Here is a 19068-nt window from a genome sequence, read left to right as displayed (position 1 = left end):
TGACATTTCCGGGCACTGCGGGACGGGTGGTTGAATCGGGCACGTGGTGCTGCTGTCCCTCGTCGCGTCGCACCGCGATCTCGACCTCGGGGTGCTCGAGCGTCTCTCGTCGGACGTGCACGCCGTGGGCCGCGAGCTCGTCGGCGCGTCCCCCTCCATCACCGGTGCCGTCGTGCTCGCGACGTGCAACCGGTTCGAGCTGTACCTGGACGTCGCGGACGCCGAGCACGCACCCGAGGCCCGCGCCGCCGTCGCCGCGACGGTCGCGGCCCGCTCCGGCTACGACCCCACGCGCGTCGCCGAGCACCTGGCCGTGCACACCGGCACCGACTCCGCCGCGCACCTGTTCGCGGTCGCGAGCGGGCTCGAGTCGATGGTCGTCGGCGAGCGGGAGATCGCGGGGCAGGTGCGCCGCGCGCTCACCACGGCCCGCAAGGACGGCACGACGACGAGCGCGCTCGAGTCCCTGTTCCAGGCGGCGTCGCGCGTGTCGCGCAAGGTCGAGGGCCGCACGGGGCTCGGCGCCACCGGGCGGTCGGTCGTCGGCGTCGCGCTCGACATCGCCGAGCGCGACCTGGTCCCGTGGTCGCAGGTCCGGTGCGTGCTCATCGGCACCGGCTCCTACGCGGGCGCGTCGCTCGCCGCCCTGAAGTCCCGCGGCTGCCGCGACGTGCGCGTCTACTCCCCGAGCGGCCGCGCGAAGGTGTTCGCCGCCGCGCGCGGCGTCGCGGCCGTGCCAGCGGGCGCCGACCTCGCCGCCGAGCTCGCGGGCGTCGACCTGGTGGTCGCGTGCTCCGGCGCCGCCGGCGCGGTGCTCACGGTCGACGCGCTCGCGGCCGCCCGGACCGGCACCGCGCACCCGCTCACCGTCGTGGACCTCGCGCTGCGCCACGACGTCGACCCGGGCGTGCGCGAGCTGCCCGGCGTCCGGCTCGTGTCGCTGACCACCGTCGCGCAGCACGCCCCTGCCGAGCACGGCGCGGTGCTCGAGGCGCGCGACCTCGTCGAGAGGGCCGCCGCCGCGTACGAGGCCGACCGCCGCGTGCGCGAGTGGAACCCCGCGGTGCTCGCGGAGCGGTCGCGTGTCCTGGGCGGTCTGGAGGCGGCGCTGTCCGCGCTGCCCGACGACGAGCGCGACGAGCGCACCGCGCGGGCCCTGCGCCGCCGTGCCCGCGCCGCGCTCCACGGCCCGACGGTCCGCGCGCGCGAGGCGGCCCGCGCCGGAGACACCGCGGCCTACGCCGCGGCCCTCGCCGAGCTCGCCGCCATCACCCCCCCACCCCTCCCCGTCCCCGCCTGACCCACCCACCCCGATCGCATCCCCCTCCCGCGACGACGAACCCGACCCCGCGACGACGGTCCGACCCCGCGACGACGAGCCGACCCCATGGTTTGCTCCGGCTTCGACCTCGGATACCCGGAGGTACCGCGGTCCCGTCGGGAGGTTGCTCGTCGACGCCGTGGTTGCTCCGTCTCTGGGCCCGGATACCCGGAGGGATCGCGGGCTCGCGACGACGAGGCCGACCTCGGGCGCGGCACGGGAGGTGGCCGCGCGCCGGGAAGGCGAACGGCCGTCCCGGGGGACGGCCGTTCTGTGGTGCTCGGGCGGGGAAGGATGCCGCGAGCCGGTGGGTCAGTCAGTGAGCCGGACGGGTGAGCCGGACTGTGGGTCCGTCAGCGGGTCAGGAGTAGGACTGCGTGGTGACCGGGCGGCGCAGCGCGCGCGACGGCCCGGGCGACCAGGTGTGGGGCACCACCTGGTTGGTCTGGATGTCGGTGAGCTCGGCGGCGTAGACCACCGACTCGTACACGCCGGCCTCGACGCGGTCGAGGCGCAGGTGCTCGGCGTGGTCGAGGTCGTCTCCGAGGTGCGAGATGCGCGCGACGACGTACCGCTGCGCGTCCTGCCACTGGTCGACGACGCGCACGGCGAGGCCGTTCCAGCGCGCGGTGAGGTCGAGCTCGAACAGCTCGGAGACGTCCTCGCGCGGCACCCGGCGGAACCAGCGGCCGGACGGCGCCTGGTGGAAGCCGGTCTCGGCGAGCGGCGGGTTGGCGAGCGCCAGGACGACGGTCTGCCCGCCGTCGACGACGTCGGCCTCGAGGTAGGCGCTGTGCCACTTGGCGACGGGGCCGACGCAGCGGGACAGCGACGCGAGCGCGGGGCGGTGGCCGAGGTGGGTCGCGGACCAGCCGGTGCCCACGTCGCCGTAGCGTGCGAGCAGCGTCGCGGAGCCGTCGGAGAACACGCGGACGAGCTCGGCGCCGGGCGTGATGCGCGAGTGGCGCAGCCACCACAGCGGCACGATGTACCCGGGGACGTCGCGGTACTGCAGCTGGGGCCCGGACTCGAACCGGAGCAGGTCGATGTAGTGCGCGTCCGGGCGGAACGGGGAGCCCGGGTACCCGAGGCCGTGGACCTCGAACAGCTGGGCGGGCGTCGTCGCGAACGCGACGTCCTCGGCGCGCACGACGTACCCGGCCATGCGGTCGTAGCCGTCCTCGAGGTGAGCCCGAGAGAGCGCGGGTGTGATCGCCTTCTGCATGAGGGTCATGGCGGCCTCGCCTACCGACTGGGGGATGACGGTGCCGTTCGAGGTCCGGGTGACCGAGGCCTGCGGAACGGGTAATTCGGACGGATCGGGCCCGATTCTGCAAGGAATCCGATCACATGTCCAGGTCGTCCCACCCGGAAGTGGTAGCGCGACCACGGTCGGAACCGTTTCCGTTCCCCGAAAGTGTGACAATCCTCACAACTCAGCACACACCGGACCGGCCGGGCCGCGGTGACACGTGCCGCGTGGACGCGGCGGCGAGGTCAGTCGTCGAGGTGTGCGACGAGCGCCGCGGCCAGGCCCGTGTAGGCGCCGGGCGTCAGGGCCGCGAGCCGCTCGGCCACGTCCGCGGGCAGCCCGAGGCCCCCGATGAACTCGCGCATGTCGTCAGCGGTGAGCCGGCGTCCGCGCGTGAGCTCCTTGAGCCGCTCGTACGGGTTCTCCATGCCGGTGACGCCCGCGACCGACGCCGCGCGCATCGCCGACTGCACGGGCTCGCCCAGCACCTCCCAGTTCTGGTCGAGCTCGCGCTCGAGCAGCGCCGCGTCCACCGACAGGGCGCGCAGGCCTCGTCGGACGTTGTCGATCGCGAGCAGCGAGTGCCCGAACGCGGGACCGATGTTGCGCTGCGTGGTCGAGTCGGTCAGGTCGCGCTGCAGGCGCGAGGTGACGAGCGTCGCGGCGAGCGTGTCGAGCAGCGCGCAGGAGATCTCGAGGTTCGCCTCGGCGTTCTCGAACCGGATCGGGTTGACCTTGTGCGGCATGGTCGACGAGCCCGTCGCCCCGGCCACGGGGATCTGGATGAACACGCCGCGTGAGATGTACGTCCACACGTCGGTCGCGAGGTTGTGCAGCACGCGGTTGAACCGCGCCACGTCCGCGTACAGCTCGGCCTGCCAGTCGTGCGACTCGATCTGCGTGGTCAGCGGGTTCCACGTCAGGCCCAGGTGCTCGACGAACGTGCGCGAGACCTCCTGCCAGTCGGCGCCCGGGACCGCGACGACGTGCGCGCCGTACGTGCCCGTCGCGCCGTTGATCTTGCCGAGGAACTCGTCGGCGCCGATCCGACGCAGCTGGCGGCGCAGGCGGTGCGCGAGCACCGCGAGCTCCTTGCCGAGCGTCGTCGGCGTCGCGGGCTGGCCGTGGGTCAGGGCGAGCAGCGGCTGCTCGGCGTGCTCGCGGGCGAGCGCCGCGACCTCGTCGGCGAGCGCGGTCGCGGCGGGCAGCCAGACCTCCTGCACCGCGCCGCGCACCATCAGCGCGTACGACAGGTTGTTGATGTCCTCGCTCGTGCACGCGAAGTGCACGAGCTCCCCGACGGTCGGCAGCACGGTCTCGCCGAGCACGCCGGGCGCGGCCTCGAGCCGACGCTTGAGGAAGTACTCGACCGCCTTCACGTCGTGCACGGTCACGCGCTCGATCTCGGCCAGCTCGGCGACCTCGTCGGGACCGAACGTCGCCACCACGCCGCGCAGGTACGCCCGCTCGGCGTCGCTCAGCACCGGGGCGCCCGGGACGACCTGGTGCGTCGTCAGGTGGATCAGCCACTCGACCTCGACGTGCACGCGCGCCCGGTTGAGCGCGGCCTCCGACAGGTGGTCGACGAGCGGCGCGACCGTGGGCCGGTAGCGACCGTCGAGCGGGCCGAGCGCGATCGCGGGGGTGACGTCGGCGAGGCTCACGCGTGCGGGAGCCGGGGTGGCGGAGGTCATGGCGCCATCATCCCAGCCCGGGCGCGCACGCGTGCGACGCGTCCCGCGGTGCGGGCGCGTGCGGCGCGCGGGCGACCCACACCGGGGTGAACCGCCCACCGTGCAGGCGCGTCCTCCCCACCGGGAGGGGCGGTCAGTACGGTGGGCGAGGGTGTGCGCGTGGCACGGGCACGCACGACGAGGACGACCCGCACGACGATCGGAGCCCGGTGGCACGTCAGGACGCGACGCGCGTGGCCGTCGTCGCGGGCGGGCTCGTGGCCGTGGCCGTGGTCGCCGCGGCGTTCGCGGGGCCGTGGCAGCCGGCGACCCGGCCCGACTACCGCCTCGACCTCGGCCTGGACCTGCCGACGCGCACCCCGGAGCCCGTCGCGACGCCCGACGCCCCGTTCGACGGTGCGCAGCAGTCCGGCGACACGGCGACGTGGCTCAAGATCGCGTTCTTCGTGGCGGTGCTGGTCGCGCTGGCGCTGCTGGGCGCGTACCTCGCGCGCGCCGCACGCAGGTGGATGAACGCGAACCGCCCGCCGGACGTCGACCGCAGCGAACCGGGCGACGTGCTGCTCGGCGACATCGCCGACCTGGTGCGGCCCGCGCTCGCGGACGGTGTCGACGCGGCGACCGACGCGCTCGACCGGGACGTGCCGCCCGGTGACGCGGTGATCGCGGCGTGGGTCGCGCTGGAGGACGCCGCCGAGGGCTCGGGGGTGGTGCGCGACGCCGCGCAGACCGCCACGGAGTTCACGCTCGACCTGCTCGACGCGACCGAGGCCGACCCGGACGCGAGCCGCGTGCTGCTGGACCTGTACCTCGCGGCGCGGTTCTCGGAGCACGAGATCCGGCCCGACGACGTCACGCGGGCGCGTGGAGCGCTCGCGGCGATCGGCGCGGGCGTCCGGCGCCGCAGGCACGACGACGAGCGCGACGAGCCTGCGGACGACGAGCCCGCCGACGACGAACGTGCGCACGACGAGCACGCGCACGACGAGCCCACGCACGACGAGGCGGGCGCATGACGACCCCCCGCGCCCCGAGGCCCGTCGGCTCGCCCGACGAGACGCCCGGCCGACCGCCCGGCGAGGTGCCCGGCGACGACGCCCCCGAGCTCTTCGGCCTCCGGGCCGCGCTGCGCCGCTGGTGGGGCGTGCTGCTCGGCCTCGTGCTGGGCGGCGCGGTCGCGTACGCCGTGGGCATGGACGCGCGGTCGTCGGTGGTCATGGCCGTCGGGGTCGCGGCGCTCGTCGTCGTGTGCCGGCGCCTGTCGGTGGGGATCGAGCCGGAGTGGGGCACGGAGCTGCGACGCCGCCAGGCGGGTGCACGCGGTGACCTGCAGGACCTCGCGTGGTCGATGGCGGGCCGTGACGGGCGCGCGGGCGAGCGCGCGATGCGCAGGCTGCGCGAGGTCGCGGCGGTCCGGCTCGCGCGGCACGGCCTGGACCTCACCTCGCCCGACGACACGACGGCGCTGCGCGCGCTGCTCGGCGACCGCGTGCTCGCCACGCTGCGCCGCCGCTCGTCGCCGCTGCCCACGGTCCGCGAGCTGCAGGACGCGCTCGCGGCGCTCGAGGCGCTCGGCCCGCGCCCCGCGGACGGCCGCACCCCGGGCCTGCTGCTGCCCGACGAGCCCAACGGGCACGACGAGACCCGAACCCCCGACCACCCCGCTCCCGGGAGGAACCGATGACCGACCCGCAGCTGTCCGTCCCCGAGGTCGCGCAGCGCGGCCGGGCCGTGCTCGACGAGGTCGCCACGGCCGTCGTCGGGATGCGCGAGCCCCTGACCGTGGCGCTCGCGGCGATCCTGGCGAGCGGGCACGTGCTGTTCGAGGACGTGCCGGGCCTGGGCAAGACGCTCGCGGCGCGCTCGCTCGCGACCGCGCTGGGCCTGGACTTCCGCCGCGTGCAGTGCACGCCCGACCTGCTGCCGTCGGACATCACGGGCTCGTCGGTGTTCGACCCGGCGACCACGTCGTTCGAGTTCCGGCCCGGCCCGGTGTTCGCGGGGCTGCTGCTCGCGGACGAGATCAACCGTACGGCGCCGAAGACGCAGTCGGCGCTGCTGGAGGCGATGGCGGAACGCCAGGTCACTGTCGACGGCGTGACGCGCAGGCTGCCGGACCCGTTCCACGTGGTCGCGACGTCGAACCCGGTCGAGTACGAGGGCACGTACCCGCTGCCGGAGGCGCAGCTCGACCGGTTCATGGTGCGGCTCGCGGTCGGCTACCCGGTGCGGGACGCGGAGGTCGACGTGCTCGCGCGGCGCCTGCAGCGTCGTCAGGAGGCAGCGCCGGTGCGGCAGGTCGTGGACCCGGCGACGTTGCGCGCGATGCAGCGGGGCGTCGAGGCGGTGCCGGTCGACCCGGACGTGCTGCGCTACTGCGTGGACCTCGCGGCTGCGACGCGCCGGCACGAGGCGGTCGAGGTCGGGGCGTCGCCGCGCGGGTCGCAGGCGCTGGTGCTGGTCGCGCGGGCGGTCGCGGTGCTCGCGGGACGGGACTTCGTGGCGCCCGAGGACGTGAAGGCGGTCGCGGTCGCGACGCTCGCGCACCGGCTCTCGCTGACGCCGCAGGCGTGGGCGTCGGGCCTCGCACCGCAGCGGATCGTCGAGGAGGTCCTGCGCGCGGTGGCCGGCCCGACGACGGCGAGGCGGGTGGACGCCGCGCGATGACCGCTCCCGTGCCCTCGTCGTCGACCGGCGCGCCGCGCCCCGGGGTCGAGCCGCCCGACGCGCACGCGTGGATGCGGGTGCGCGCGGTGACGTGGGGTGCGCTCGTCGGGCTCGCGATGGTGCTGCTCGGCGCGTGGGCGGGCCGCGCGGACCTCGCGGTGATCGGTGCGCCGCTCGTCGTGTGGGCGGTGTGGTGCTGGACGGCACGCCCGACGGGTGACCTGCAGGTGGAGGTCGTGACGGACGGGACGACGACGCCGGGCGAGCTGAGCACGTCGGTGCGGATCGCCGCGCCCGCGGGCACGGCCGCCGTGGCGCTGGGTGTGCGGCGCGGCAACCGGACGCACTCGCGGGCCCTGGTCGCGGTGCGGGACGGGCAGCGCGACGTGCCGTTCGTCGTGCACACCGTGCGCACGGGACCGCAGACGGTCGCGGAGGTCGACGCGCTCGGCCTGGGGGTGGGGACGGCGAGCGTGTCGGAGCCCGCGGACCCGGCGGCCGGTGAGGCGCTCGTGCTGCCCGGGGTGCGGCCGCTCGCGGCGCTGCCCCTGCCGCCGCGGCTGCGCGGCCTGTCCGGCGGGCACGAGTCGCGGCGGCCCGGCGAGGGCGGGGGGCTGCGCGACGTGCACCCGTACACGCCGGGTGACCGGCTGCGTCGCATCGACTGGCGCGTCACGGCGCGCCGCTCGCCACAGCTGCGCGAGCTGTACGTGCGCCGCGAGCACGCGCTCGCGGAGGCCGTGGTGATGCTCGTGGTGGACTCGCGCGACGAGGTCGGCCCCGACCCGCGCACGTGGGGCGGCTGGATGCGCCCGCGCGGTGCGGACCCCACGTCGCTCGACCTGGCGCGCACGGCCGCGGCGTCGCTCGCGCAGGCGTACCTCGACCAGGGCGACCGCGTGGGACTCGACGACCTGGGTGCGCTCCGCCGACCGCTGCCGCCCGGCGGGGGCCGGCGTCAGCTCGATCGGATCCGCAACGCGCTCGCGCTGACGCGCCCCGAGGGCGACCCGGTGCGCCGCACGCGCGCGCCGCAGCTCCCGTCGGGTGCGCTGGTGCTGGTGTTCTCCACGTTCCTCGACGACCAGGCGGCGCACGCCGCGGCGCAGTGGCGTGCGGCGGGGCACCGGGTGGTCGCGGTGGACGTGCTGCCGACGGTGCGCGAGCACCTGCTGGACCGCCGCGAGCTGACCGCGCTGCGGTTCGTCCGTCTGGCGCGCACCGACCGGCTCGCGGCGCTCGAGGACGCGGACGTGGAGATCGTGACGTGGCGGGACGCGCCGCAGGTCGCGCTCGCGGGCCTCGCGCGGCGGGCGCAGCGTCGGGCGGGGGCGGGTGCGCGATGACGGGTCCGACGACGGGCGGGGCGAGCCCGACGAGCGCGACGACGAGTACGACGACGAGGCCGGCGGCCCGGCGCCCGGGGATGGTCGCCGCGTTCTTCCAGGGCAAGGAGCCGCCGGAGGCCGAGCCGGTGCTCGTGCGCCCCGTGGCCGGCGGGCTGCTGCAGGCCGGGTGCGCGGCGGTCGTCGCGGTGATGCTGCTGGTCGCGTGGTCGGTGGTCGGGCCGGTGTCGCTGCTCGCGGCGGGCCTGTGCGTGCTCGGCGGCGTGCTCGTCGCGGCGGTGCCGGGCGGCGCGCGCGTGGGTGTCGCGGGGCTCGCGGCGGGCGGGTTCGTGCTCGTCGGGCCGCCCGCGTCGGTGGTGCAGACGATGCTGCTCGTGCTGCTGGTGCACGCGTCGGTGTGGGCGTGCGCGACGACGTCGCGCGTGACGTGGCGCATGCGCGTCGAGCTCGACGTGGTGCTGGACGGGCTGGCCGGGGTCGCGCGCGTCCAGCTGCCCGCGCAGGCGCTCGCGGTCGTCGCGCTGCTCGTCGCGGGGCGCGAGCTGACGAGCGACGTGTGGCGCCTGGTCGCGCTGCTCGCGGCGGCGCTCGTCGCGGCGCTCGTCCTGCCCCGCTCGCGCGCGCGGGACTGACGACGGACCTGCCTGGACGGAGGAGGCGGGGCTCAGCGGCGGCGGCTCTCCGGGATCACGAGCGAGAGCGCGAACGACACGATCGAGATCACGAACGCGCCGGCGACGGCCCACCAGAACCCGTCGATGCGCAGCCCCCACTCGGTGAACTCGGTGATCCACTCGGTGAGCAGCAGCATGAGCGCGTTGACGACGAGCGTGAACAGCCCCAGCGTGAGGATGTACAGCGGGATCGACAGCACCTTCACGATCGGCTTGACGACGGCGTTGACGACGCCGAAGACGAGCGCGATGAGCGCGATGATGCCGATCTTCTGGGCGGTGGTGTCGGCGCCGACGATGTCGAGCCCGGACAGGACCAGCGTCGCGAGCCAGATGGCGACGCCGTTGATGAGCACGCGCAGCAGGAAGGCCATGCGCCGATCGTGCCAGGTCGCACCAACGGTTCGGGCGGTGACGGCGCACGGGTTCGCGCGCTAGCATCCGGCGCAGTTTCGGCGACGACGCCGAAAGTCCGATCGGAGAGTCGATGTCGCCCGCCGTGTCCCCGCGCCCCGCACGCCCGGTCCGGTTCCGCCGCGCCGCCGCGCTGCTGCCGCTCCTGCTCGCCCTCCCGCTCGCCGCGTGCAGCGGCGACGACGGCGACCCCGCCCCCGGCCCGGACACCTCGTCCGCGCCCGTCCAGGCCCCGCTCGACCCGGTGCTCGCCGAGATCGCCGGCGGCAGCGCGCTCGACATCGGCTTCGCGGTCGCGACCGAGCGGCTCGACGAGCCCGAGTACCGCGAGATCGTCGACAAGCACGCCTCGCTCGTCGTCGCCGAGAACGTCATGAAGTGGGAGACCACGGAGGCCGCCGACGACGCGTGGGACTTCGCCGAGGGCGACCGTCTGGCGGAGTACGCGCGCACCACGGGCAAGAAGCTGTACGGCCACACGCTCGTGTGGCACTCCCAGCTCCCCGCGTGGGTCAAGTCGCTCGACGCCGACGCGATGCAGGAGGCGATGGAGGACCACGTCCGCACGCAGGCCGAGCACTTCAAGGGGCAGGCGTTCGCGTGGGACGTCGTCAACGAGGCGATCGACGAGGACGGCTCGCGGCGCTCCGACTCGCCGTTCCAGCAGACGCTCGGCGACGGCTACATCGCCGACGCGTTCCGCGTCGCGCACGAGGCCGACCCCGACGCGCAGCTCTGCTACAACGACTACGACATCGAGGGGATCAACGCGAAGTCCGACGGCGTGTACGCGCTGGTCGAGGACCTGCTCGCCGACGACGTGCCGATCCACTGCCTCGGCATCCAGGGGCACCTCACCGCGGGCAAGCTGCCGGACGACCTGCAGAAGAACATCCAGCGGTTCGTCGACCTCGGGCTGACCGTGCGGGTCACCGAGCTCGACATCCGGGTCGAGACCCCGGCGAGCGAGGAGGCCCTCGCGCAGCAGGCCGAGGACTACGCGAGCGTCGCGACCGCGTGCCTCGCGGTCGAGGGCTGCCTCGGCCTGACCGTGTGGGGCGTGACCGACCGGTACTCGTGGATCCCGATGTGGTTCGAGGGGTTCGGCGACGCGCTGCTGTGGGACGCGGACTACGAGACGAAGCCCGCGTTCGACTCCCTGGTCGAGGCGGTCGGCAAGGGCCGCCCCGGGCGCACCGCCTGACCTCGCCGCCGCGGGCCGGGCGACCGGCCCGCGGTGCGTCGGGCGGACGCGGGACGGGCGGCCGCCCTGTCGGTGGCATCCTGGGGGCCGTGAGTCGCCCCGTGCTGCGCCGTGCCCTGGCCGAGCTGCCCGCCTACGTCCCCGGGGCGCGGTCCCCGGTCGGCGCGGCGGCGTACAAGCTGTCGTCGAACGAGAACCCGTTCCCGCCGCTGCCGTCCGTGATGGCCGCGATCGCGGACGCGGCGGTCGACGTGAACCGCTACCCCGACATGTACGCGACCGAGCTGACCGAGGCGGTCGCCGCGGACCTGGGCGTGCCGGCGGAGTCGGTCGTCATGGGCTGCGGGTCGGTCGCGGTGCTCGGGCACGTGCTCACCGCGTTCTGCGAGGCGGGCGACGAGGTCGTGCTGCCGTGGCGCTCGTTCGAGGCCTACCCGATCGCGGTGACGCTCGCGGGCGCCGTGGGCGTACCGGTCCCGGTGGCTGACGACGGGCGGCTCGACCTGCCCGCGCTCGCGGCCGCGGTCACCGACCGCACGCGCGTCGTGCTCGTGTGCACGCCCAACAACCCGACCGGGCCGGCGGTGCGCGCCGACGAGCTCGAGGCGTTCCTCGACGCGGTGCCCGAGCACGTGCTCGTCGTGCTCGACGAGGCGTACGTGGAGTTCGTGCGCGACCCGCAGGCCGCCGACGGCCTCGCGGTGTTCGAGGCGCGGCGCAACGTGGTGCTGCTGCGCACGTTCTCCAAGGCGTACGGCCTGGCGGGCCTGCGCGTGGGGTACGCGGTCGCGCGGCCCAAGCACGCCGCGGGGATCCGCGCCGCGTCCACGCCGTTCGGGGTCTCGCACGTCGCGCAGCTCGCCGCGCTCGCGTCGCTGCGGGCCCGCGACGAGCTGCTGGACCGGGTCGAGTCGATCGTCAAGGAGCGCGCGCGCATGCTCGACGGCCTGCGCGGGCAGGGCTGGACGGTGCCCGACTCGCAGGCCAACTTCGTGTGGCTCCCGGTCGGTGAGCAGGCCGGCGCGCTCGCCGAGCTGTGCTCGCGCGCGGGCGTGATCGTGCGGCCGTTCGCGGGTGACGGCGTGCGCGTGAGCGTGGGTGAGCGCGAGGCCACGGACCTCCTGCTCGCGGCCACCGCGGAGTGGCTCGCACGCTGAGCGGGGCTCCGCCTGCGGGTTCGCGGGCGGCCTGTGGGGTCGCGACAAGTCGGGCGGCGGATCGTTGTCGCACGGGTTGCCTGGAACCTACGGATGCGTAGGCTACGGTGACGTAGGTTGGGCGAACGGCCCTTCACCGACGTCCCGGAGCGGCCCACGGCCGCCGCACGCGAAGGAGAACCGCGTGAGCGAGTCCGGCCTCCCGCACGCCACGGCAGCCACCCCCTCCGTACCCGCAGCCATCACCCCGCAGACTCCCGCCGTCACCCCCGGCGGGCCGGCCGCGGCCCCCGTCCCCACCACGGACGGACGGGCCGCGGCCCTTTCCTCGCCGAGCACCACCCCGCCGAGCACGTCGTCGAGCACCTTGCCGAGCACGTCGTCGAACACCTTCTCGAACCCTGAGCCGACGCCGGGCGTGCTGCCCGCCGTCGAGGGCGGACCGCTCGCCGACGAGGGGCTCGTCCAGCTGCTCACCCCCGCGGGCGAGCGCGTCGAGAACCCCGAGTACGACCGGTACGTCGCGCACCTGTCCGACGACGACCTGCGCGCGATGTACCGCGACATGGTGCTGACCCGCCGGTTCGACACCGAGGCCACCGCGCTGCAGCGCCAGGGCGAGCTCGCGCTGTTCGCGCAGGCGCTCGGCCAGGAGGCCGCGCAGATCGGCTCCGGCCACGCGCTCAAGCCGCAGGACCACGTCTTCCCCAGCTACCGCGAGCACGGTGTCGCGCACGTGCGGGGCGTCGAGCTCGCGCAGGTGCTGCGGCTGTTCCGCGGCGTCGACCACGGCGGGTGGGACCCGGTCGCGCACGGCTTCCACCTGTACACGCTCGTGATCGGCTCGCACACGCTGCACGCGACGGGCTACGCGATGGGCGTCCAGCGCGACGGACTCGTCGGGACCGGCGACGACGAGCGTGACACCGCGGTCGTCGCGTACTTCGGCGACGGCGCGACCTCGCAGGGTGACGTGAGCGAGGCGCTCGTGTTCGCCGCGGTGAACGACGCGCCCGTCGTCCTGTTCTGCCAGAACAACCAGTGGGCGATCTCCGAGCCGACCACGCGCCAGGCCGCCGCCCCGATCGCGGCGCGCGCGCCCGGCTTCGGCATCCCCGCGGTGCGGGTCGACGGCAACGACGTGCTCGCGAGCTACGCCGTGACCGCGCAGGCGCTCGAGCGCGCGCGCAGCGGCGGCGGCCCCACGTTCGTCGAGGCGTTCACGTACCGCATGGGCGCGCACACCACGTCCGACGACCCGTCGCGCTACCGCACCTCCGAGCAGGAGGAGCACTGGCGCCGCCGCGACCCGATCGACCGCCTGCGCACCTACCTCGAGTCGCGCGGCGCGCTGCCGGCGGAGTTCGTCGACGCGTTGCAGGCCGAGGCCGACGCGTTCGGCGAGCGCCTGCGCACGCAGGTGCGGGCCATGGGCCACCCGTCGTCGGCGTCGATGTTCGAGCACGTCTACGCGACCCCGCACGCCGGCGTCGAGGCTGACCGTGCGTGGTTCGAGAAGTACGAGTCCTCGTTCCTGGACGCCCGTGAGGGGAGCCACCGATGACGACGACGATCTTCGACGCGATGGCCGCGCAGCGGAACCACGCGACGGTGGGGCGTCACCCGGCCGCGGCCGCGGCGCCTGCCGCCGCCAGCCCCGCCCCCGATGCCACCGCGTCCGCACGCGCGGCCTCGTCGGACGTGCCGCCGTCCCCCACCGGGACCCAGCGCCTCACGTTCGCCAAGGCGATCACGCTCGGCCTGCGCCGCGCGCTGGCCGACGACCCGAAGGTCCTGCTCATGGGCGAGGACATCGGGCGGCTCGGCGGCGTGTTCCGCGTGACCGACGGGCTGCAGGCCGAGTTCGGCGAGGACCGCGTGGTCGACACCCCGCTCGCCGAGTCGGGCATCGTCGGGACCGCGATCGGGCTCGCGATGCGCGGCTACCGGCCCGTCGTCGAGATCCAGTTCGACGGCTTCATCTTCCCCGCGTACGACCAGATCACGACGCAGCTCGCGAAGATGCACTACCGCTCGAAGGGCGCGCTGCAGCTGCCCGTCGTCATCCGCGTGCCCTACGGCGGCGGCATCGGCGCGGTCGAGCACCACAGCGAGTCCCCGGAGGTGCTGTTCGCGCACACCGCGGGTCTGCGCGTGGTCACGCCGTCGAGCCCCGCCGAGGCGTACGCGCTGATCCAGCAGGCCATCACCTCGCCCGACCCGGTGCTGTTCTTCGAGCCGAAGGGCCGCTACTGGGAGAAGGGCGACGTCGACCTCGACGCCGCCGCCCCCGCGCCGCACGGCTCGACCGCGACCGGCATGGACTCCGCGCGCGTGGTGCGCACCGGCACCGACGTCACGCTCGTCGCGTACGGCCCGACCGTCGCGACCGCCGTCAAGGCCGCCGAGGCCGCCGCCGCGGAGGGCACGAGCATCGAGGTGGTCGACCTGCGCACGCTGTCGCCGCTCGACACCGCGACCGTCGCCGAGTCCGTGCGCCGCACGGGCCGCTGCGTCGTCGTGCACGAGGCCCCCGTGACGTACGGCAGCGGTGCCGAGGTCGCGGCCCGCATCACCGAGGACTGCTTCTTCCACCTCGAGGCGCCCGTGCTGCGCGTCGGCGGGTTCGCGACGCCCTACCCCGTCGCGAAGATCGAGCACGACTACCTGCCCGGCCTGGACCGCGTGCTCGACGCCGTGGACCGCGCGCTCGCGTTCTGACCCGCTCGCGTTCTGACCCAGGAGACCTGACGTGCCGACGTACCAGCAGTTCCCCCTGCCCGACGCGGGCGAGGGCCTCACCGAGGCCGAGATCGTCACGTGGCTCGTCGCCGTGGGCGACCGGGTCGAGGTCAACCAGACGATCGTCGAGATCGAGACCGCGAAGTCGCTCGTCGACCTGCCGAGCCCGTGGGCCGGTGTGGTGACGCGGCTGCTGGTCGAGACCGGCACGACGGTCGACGTGGGCACGCCGATCATCGAGATCGACACCGACCCGGACGGCACGGCGCCCGCGGGTTCCGACGAGCGCGGGTCCGACGAGCGCGGGTCCGACGAGGGTGCGTCCGGGGACGCCGCGACCGGCGGGTCCGACGAGCCCGCGACGACGACCGGTGCGGTCCGGCACGTCGGCGGCGGCGTGCGGCACAGCGGGGTCGAGCCGGGCGGTGCCGAGGAGATCGAGGCCGCGCGCGAGTCCCGCGCCGCGGCCGAGCGCGCGGCCGCCGCGGCCGCTCCGGCGGCTGCCCCCGCCGCTGACCCCGCTGGCGCCCCCGTGACGTCGGCTGCGCCGGCCGCCGCGGTCGAGGCCGCGCGCGAGTCCGTGCTCGTCGGGTACGGCCTCGCGGAGGGCGGCTCGGCGCGGCGCCCGCGCGGCGAGGCCGGTGCCACCCCGGCGACCACGCCCGCACGCCCCACGCACGCCCTGGCCAAGCCGCCCGTGCGCAAGCTCGCGCGCGAGCTCGGCGTCGACCTCGACTCGCTGACCCCCACGGGCCCCGGCGGGATCGTCACGCGCGAGGACGTGCTCGCGCACGCCGCGCAGGCCGAGGCCCGCACCCTCGCGACCTACCCGGGCGACGACCAGCCGTGGCTCGCGTCCGGCACCGTCTCGTCCGACGGTCGGCAGACACGCGTCCCCGTGAAGTCGGTGCGCAAGCGCACCGCGGAGGCCATGGTCACCTCGGCGTTCACGGCCCCGCACGTCACGGTGTTCCACACGGTCGACGTCACGCGCACCATGAAGCTCGTCGAGAAGCTGCGCGGCGACAAGGAGTTCGCCGACGTGCGCGTCACGCCGCTGCTCGTCGCCGCCAAGGCGCTCCTGCTCGCGGTCCGTCGCCACCCGGAGATCAACGCGAGCTGGGACGAGGCCGCGCAGGAGATCGTCTACAAGCACTACGTGAACCTCGGGATCGCGGCGGCCACGCCGCGCGGGCTCGTCGTGCCGAACGTCAAGGACGCGCACCGGCTCGGCCTGCACGAGCTCGCGGCGGCGATCGGCGAGCTCGCGACGACCGCGCGCGCGGGTCGGACGAGCCCCGCGGACATGGCCGACGGCACGATCACCATCACCAACGTCGGGGTGTTCGGCATCGACACGGGCACGCCGATCCTCAACCCCGGCGAGGCGGCGATCCTCGCGTTCGGCGCGATCCGTGACCAGCCGTGGGTGCACAAGGGCAAGATCAAGGTCCGCTCGGTCACGCAGCTCGCGCTGAGCTTCGACCACCGGCTCGTCGACGGGGAGCTCGGCTCGCGCGTGCTCGCGGACGTCGCGGCGGTGCTGGCCGACCCGGCGCAGGGCCTCGTCTGGGGCTGACCGACGGTCCTCGGCCCGGCCGTCGTGCCCCGTCGCGTCAGGCCGTGGCCGGGGCCCGGCGTTCCACGACGAGCGCCGCGGCGCCCGCGAGCACCGCGAGCACCTCGGTGACCGCTGAGACCGTCTCGGGCCAGCCGCCCCAGATCGACTGCACGCCGAACAGCCCGTCGGGCAGGTACACCGCGAGCAGGAAGCCCGCGAACGTCGACAGCCCGTAGCCGATCGCGCCCAGCAGCGGCAGCGGCGAGCGCCACACGAGGACGAGCACCGCGAGCGCGATCCCGCCGAAGCCCTGCAGCCAGAACGCGGTCTCGAGCCAGTTGCCCGTCCCGCCGCCGTAGCCCTGCGACCCCACGAGGTACAGGTGCACGCCGCCCGAGATGGCCACGGCCAGCGCGGTGATCACCCGCCAGAGCCACGCCACCGGGCGCCGCCCAGTGCCTCCGGTCACGCCGTCGGCGGCCACGTCACGCCGCCCCGAAGAAGACCGCGCCGTCCTCGACGTGCACCTCGGCCGCCGGGAGCGGTTCCTCGGCGGGGCCGGACACCGGCGTCCCGTCCAGCTGGAACGTCGAGCCGTGGCACGGGCAGTGCAGCTCGGTGTCGGCGGGCTGGACCGTGCAGCCCTGGTGCGTGCAGATCGCGCTGAGCGCCGTGATGGTGCCCGCGGTCTCCTGGACCAGCAGGATCTTGGTGCCGTCGGCCTCGACCAGGAGCGCGCCGCCGACCGGGACGTCCGTGACCTGCGCGAGCGCGCCGTCGCCGGCGCCCGGCTCGGCGCCCGGTCCGGCGCCCGGTCCGGCACCGTCGGTCGTCGTGCCGTCGCCGCTGCCGGACCCGCCGCACGCGGCGAGCACCACGGCGCCCGCCGCGGCCAGCGTCACGCCTCCCGCCCCGCGCAGGAGCTGGCGGCGGTCGAGACAGCCCGCGCAGCCGCGATGGTCGTGGCTCGTCGGGGCGTCGAGGTCGGGCGCGGTCGTGCCGACCGGGGTTCGTGTCGTCGTGCTGGTCATGGCGTGCCTCCGGGTGGTCGGTCTGGCTCGTCGTCCCACGGCACGGCCGGACGGCCGTGCTGCGACGCTAGTGGTCGAGGCTGTGCCTCGTCGGGGTCGTCACGCGTGCTGGTCCGTCGGTGAACCGTTCCGCCTCGTCCACCGCCGCCTCGTCCACCGCCGCCTGGTCGGCCGCGGCTCGGTCGGCCGCCGCGTCGTCGGCCAGGCGGCCCTGGATGCCGGAGACCGTGCGCAGCGGCAGCTCGGGGATCAGGACCGTCAGCACCACGCCCGCGACCATCACGATGCCGGCGAGCAGCAGGACCAGGTCGATCGACTGGGCGAAGCCCTCGAGGATGGGCCGCGCCAGGCGCGGGTCGAGCGCGGAGATGAACGACGAGTCGTCGATGCCGAGGCCACCCGTGCCGCCGGTCTCGAGCAGCGCGACGACGTCCGCGTTCGCGGGGTCGGCGCGCACGGCCGGGTCGGCGAGCGCGGCCTGCAGCTCGGGTGTCGTGGCGGCGCTCGCGAACGCCTTCGAGATGTTCGGCACGACCGTGGAGAACAGCACGGACAGGAACAGCGCGGTGCCGAGCGTGCCGCCCATCTGCCGGAAGAACAGCGACGACGACGTCGCGACGCCCATGTCCTGCACGGGGACGGCGTTCTGCACCGCGAGCACCAGCGGCTGCATCGTGAAGCCCAGGCCCAGCCCGAACACCACGGAGAACGCGAAGATCCAGGCGAACGGGGTGTCCACGTCGAGCGTCGCGAACGTCAGGCAGCCGACGACCATCAGGACCGTCCCCAGGACGGGGAAGATCTTGTACCGGCCGGTGCGGGACGTCGTCTGCCCCGCGATCACGGACCCGGACATGATCCCGACCGTGAACGGGACGAGGGTCAGACCGGCTTGCGTGGGCGACTGCCCGCGCACGATCTGCAGGTACAGCGGCAGGACGGCGAGCCCGCCGAACATCGCCAGGCCGATCACCACGTTGGCCGCCGCGCCGACCGAGAACACCCGCAGGCGGAACAGGCGCAGCGGGAGGATCGCGTCCGCCCCGGCGCGCCGCTCGCACAGCCAGAACGCGACGAGCCCCACGGCGCCGACGACGTACGCGGTGACGGCCCGCGGTGACGTCCAGCCCCAGGAGCGGCCCTGCTCGGCGACGACGAGCAGCGGGACCAGCGCGACGACGAGCGCGAGCGCACCGGGCCAGTCGATGCGGTGCTCCACGCGGCGCACCGGCGGCAGGTGCAGGACCCGCGTGACCACGACGAGCCCGAGGACGCCGAGCGGGACGTTCACGAGGAACACCCACCGCCACCCGGCGATGCCGAGGATCTCGTCGGCGCCCGCGAAGAACCCGCCGATCACCGGCCCGAGCACCGACGACGTGCCGAACACGGCGAGGAAGTACGCCTGGTAGCGGGCGCGCTCACGCGGCGGGACCAGGTCCCCGAGGATCGTGATCGCGAGCGACATCAGCCCGCCCGCACCCAGGCCCTGCACGCCGCGGTACAGCGCGAGCTGGTACATCGAGTCGGCCGTGCCGGACAGCAGCGACCCCACGACGAAGATGCTGATCGCGGCGAGGTAGAACGGCTTGCGGCCGTAGACGTCGGAGAGCTTGCCGTACAGCGGCGTGGAGATCGTCGCGGTGAGCAGGTACGCGGTGGTGACCCACGCCTGCAGCGACAGTCCCTGCAGGTCGTCGCCGATGGTCCGCATCGACGTCGCGACGATCGTCTGGTCGAGGGCCGCCAGGAACATGCCGATCATCAGCCCGCCGAGGATCGCGACGATCTCCCGGTGCGTGGGCGGCTGGACCCCGCGGTCCTCGCCGGGACCTGCCGGCGGTGCACCCTGCGGTGGGCTGTCGGTCTGCTGGGTGCCTGGCTGCGTCATCTGACCTCGTTCGCGGAGGGACCGGCGGACGGTGCGCACGGCGTCTGGAGTCGCCGACGTCCTCGGGAGGACGATCGCGTCCCGAGCACGTGCACGTCACCAACAATGTGCGTC

At 74.9% G+C, this 19068-nt stretch carries 17 protein-coding genes; 11 read left to right on the top strand and 6 right to left on the bottom strand.

Annotated elements, in window-relative coordinates; all coding sequences use genetic code 11:
- Positions 1 to 43: 43 nt before the first annotated feature.
- Positions 44 to 1300, top strand: a complete 1257-nt coding sequence (locus F1D97_RS02945; protein ID WP_236122244.1) for a glutamyl-tRNA reductase — start codon at positions 44 to 46, stop codon at positions 1298 to 1300.
- Positions 1301 to 1682: 382 nt separating this feature from the next.
- Here the strand turns inward: F1D97_RS02945 and F1D97_RS02940 are convergent, their stop codons facing one another.
- The gene (locus tag F1D97_RS02940) at positions 1683 to 2555 is read right to left on the bottom strand and encodes a hypothetical protein (RefSeq protein WP_236122243.1); all 873 of its coding nucleotides are present in this window, start codon (positions 2553 to 2555) and stop codon (positions 1683 to 1685) included.
- 263 nt (positions 2556 to 2818) lie between these two features.
- Positions 2819 to 4267, bottom strand: coding sequence for an adenylosuccinate lyase (gene purB / locus F1D97_RS02935; protein WP_236122242.1), 1449 nt, complete (start codon positions 4265 to 4267; stop codon positions 2819 to 2821).
- A gap of 209 nt (positions 4268 to 4476) precedes the next feature.
- On the opposite strand from purB, the gene F1D97_RS02930 reads away from it, so the two are divergent.
- Genes F1D97_RS02930 through F1D97_RS02910 form a run of 5 tightly spaced genes read left to right on the top strand, consistent with a single transcriptional unit; the run spans position 4477 to position 8912 of the window.
- Positions 4477 to 5283 carry a DUF4129 domain-containing protein gene (locus tag F1D97_RS02930; RefSeq protein WP_236122241.1) on the top strand — a complete coding sequence of 269 codons (807 nt, stop codon included), beginning with the start codon at positions 4477 to 4479 and terminating at the stop codon, positions 5281 to 5283.
- Positions 5280 to 5951, top strand: coding sequence for a hypothetical protein (locus F1D97_RS02925; protein WP_236122240.1), 672 nt, complete (start codon positions 5280 to 5282; stop codon positions 5949 to 5951). The genes F1D97_RS02930 and F1D97_RS02925 overlap by 4 nt, the downstream gene beginning before the upstream one ends.
- Complete coding sequence (locus F1D97_RS02920) at positions 5948 to 6934, top strand: AAA family ATPase (protein WP_236122239.1); 987 nt, start codon at positions 5948 to 5950, stop codon at positions 6932 to 6934. The genes F1D97_RS02925 and F1D97_RS02920 overlap by 4 nt, the downstream gene beginning before the upstream one ends.
- Positions 6931 to 8280: a DUF58 domain-containing protein gene (locus F1D97_RS02915; RefSeq protein ID WP_236122238.1), complete on the top strand. Its 1350-nt coding sequence runs from the start codon at positions 6931 to 6933 to the stop codon at positions 8278 to 8280. Before F1D97_RS02920 ends, F1D97_RS02915 begins: the two co-directional genes overlap by 4 nt.
- Entirely contained in the window at positions 8277 to 8912 is a 636-nt protein-coding gene (locus tag F1D97_RS02910; RefSeq protein WP_236122237.1) for a hypothetical protein, read from the top strand. The genes F1D97_RS02915 and F1D97_RS02910 overlap by 4 nt, the downstream gene beginning before the upstream one ends.
- 32 nt (positions 8913 to 8944) lie before the next feature.
- Here F1D97_RS02910 and F1D97_RS02905 read toward each other — a convergent pair whose 3' ends face one another.
- Positions 8945 to 9328, bottom strand: coding sequence for a phage holin family protein (locus tag F1D97_RS02905; protein ID WP_236122236.1), 384 nt, complete (start codon positions 9326 to 9328; stop codon positions 8945 to 8947).
- Between the two features lie 113 nt (positions 9329 to 9441).
- Between F1D97_RS02905 and F1D97_RS02900 the strand changes: the two genes are divergently transcribed.
- The 5 genes from F1D97_RS02900 (at position 9442) to F1D97_RS02880 (ending at position 16050) form a co-directional block, all read left to right on the top strand.
- A complete protein-coding gene (locus F1D97_RS02900) occupies positions 9442 to 10572 on the top strand; it encodes an endo-1,4-beta-xylanase (protein ID WP_236122235.1) in 1131 nt (376 codons plus the stop codon).
- 89 nt (positions 10573 to 10661) lie between these two features.
- Positions 10662 to 11729 carry a histidinol-phosphate transaminase gene (hisC, locus tag F1D97_RS02895; RefSeq protein WP_236122234.1) on the top strand — a complete coding sequence of 356 codons (1068 nt, stop codon included), beginning with the start codon at positions 10662 to 10664 and terminating at the stop codon, positions 11727 to 11729.
- Between the two features lie 418 nt (positions 11730 to 12147).
- On the top strand, positions 12148 to 13293 hold the full coding sequence (gene pdhA / locus F1D97_RS02890) for a pyruvate dehydrogenase (acetyl-transferring) E1 component subunit alpha (RefSeq protein ID WP_236123463.1): 1146 nt from the start codon (positions 12148 to 12150) through the stop codon (positions 13291 to 13293).
- Positions 13290 to 14450: an alpha-ketoacid dehydrogenase subunit beta gene (locus F1D97_RS02885; protein ID WP_236122233.1), complete on the top strand. Its 1161-nt coding sequence runs from the start codon at positions 13290 to 13292 to the stop codon at positions 14448 to 14450. Before pdhA ends, F1D97_RS02885 begins: the two co-directional genes overlap by 4 nt.
- Positions 14451 to 14481: 31 nt before the next feature.
- The gene (locus F1D97_RS02880) at positions 14482 to 16050 is read left to right on the top strand and encodes a dihydrolipoamide acetyltransferase family protein (protein WP_236122232.1); all 1569 of its coding nucleotides are present in this window, start codon (positions 14482 to 14484) and stop codon (positions 16048 to 16050) included.
- A gap of 37 nt (positions 16051 to 16087) precedes the next feature.
- On the opposite strand, the gene F1D97_RS02875 is transcribed toward F1D97_RS02880, so the two are convergent.
- From F1D97_RS02875 to F1D97_RS02865, 3 genes are all read right to left on the bottom strand, one after another.
- Positions 16088 to 16501, bottom strand: coding sequence for a hypothetical protein (locus F1D97_RS02875; protein ID WP_236122231.1), 414 nt, complete (start codon positions 16499 to 16501; stop codon positions 16088 to 16090).
- A 16-nt stretch (positions 16502 to 16517) separates the two neighbouring features.
- Entirely contained in the window at positions 16518 to 17063 is a 546-nt protein-coding gene (locus tag F1D97_RS17405; protein ID WP_263008797.1) for a QcrA and Rieske domain-containing protein, read from the bottom strand.
- 67 nt (positions 17064 to 17130) lie between these two features.
- Positions 17131 to 18954: an MDR family MFS transporter gene (locus F1D97_RS02865; RefSeq protein WP_236122230.1), complete on the bottom strand. Its 1824-nt coding sequence runs from the start codon at positions 18952 to 18954 to the stop codon at positions 17131 to 17133.
- Positions 18955 to 19068: the final 114 nt, after the last annotated feature.

Origin of the sequence: Cellulomonas palmilytica, from assembly GCF_021590045.1 — a bacterium.
In the GTDB taxonomy this organism is placed as follows: domain Bacteria; phylum Actinomycetota; class Actinomycetes; order Actinomycetales; family Cellulomonadaceae; genus Cellulomonas; species Cellulomonas palmilytica.
The sequence above is the reverse complement of the archived record's forward strand: the minus strand, read 5'-3'. Positions and strand labels throughout refer to the sequence as shown.

Excerpts from the sequence above, each read along its gene's own strand:
- F1D97_RS02940 (WP_236122243.1), bottom strand. The coding sequence starts at position 2,555 with ATGACCCTCATGCAGAAGGCGATCACACCCGCGCTCTCTCGGGCTCAC.
- purB (WP_236122242.1), bottom strand. The coding sequence starts at position 4,267 with ATGACCTCCGCCACCCCGGCTCCCGCACGCGTGAGCCTCGCCGACGTC.
- F1D97_RS02925 (WP_236122240.1), top strand. The coding sequence starts at position 5,280 with ATGACGACCCCCCGCGCCCCGAGGCCCGTCGGCTCGCCCGACGAGACG.
- F1D97_RS02920 (WP_236122239.1), top strand. The coding sequence starts at position 5,948 with ATGACCGACCCGCAGCTGTCCGTCCCCGAGGTCGCGCAGCGCGGCCGG.
- F1D97_RS02915 (WP_236122238.1), top strand. The coding sequence starts at position 6,931 with ATGACCGCTCCCGTGCCCTCGTCGTCGACCGGCGCGCCGCGCCCCGGG.
- F1D97_RS02910 (WP_236122237.1), top strand. The coding sequence starts at position 8,277 with ATGACGGGTCCGACGACGGGCGGGGCGAGCCCGACGAGCGCGACGACG.
- F1D97_RS02905 (WP_236122236.1), bottom strand. The coding sequence starts at position 9,328 with ATGGCCTTCCTGCTGCGCGTGCTCATCAACGGCGTCGCCATCTGGCTC.
- F1D97_RS02900 (WP_236122235.1), top strand. The coding sequence starts at position 9,442 with ATGTCGCCCGCCGTGTCCCCGCGCCCCGCACGCCCGGTCCGGTTCCGC.
- F1D97_RS02885 (WP_236122233.1), top strand. The coding sequence starts at position 13,290 with ATGACGACGACGATCTTCGACGCGATGGCCGCGCAGCGGAACCACGCG.
- F1D97_RS17405 (WP_263008797.1), bottom strand. The coding sequence starts at position 17,063 with ATGACCAGCACGACGACACGAACCCCGGTCGGCACGACCGCGCCCGAC.
- F1D97_RS02865 (WP_236122230.1), bottom strand. The coding sequence starts at position 18,954 with ATGACGCAGCCAGGCACCCAGCAGACCGACAGCCCACCGCAGGGTGCA.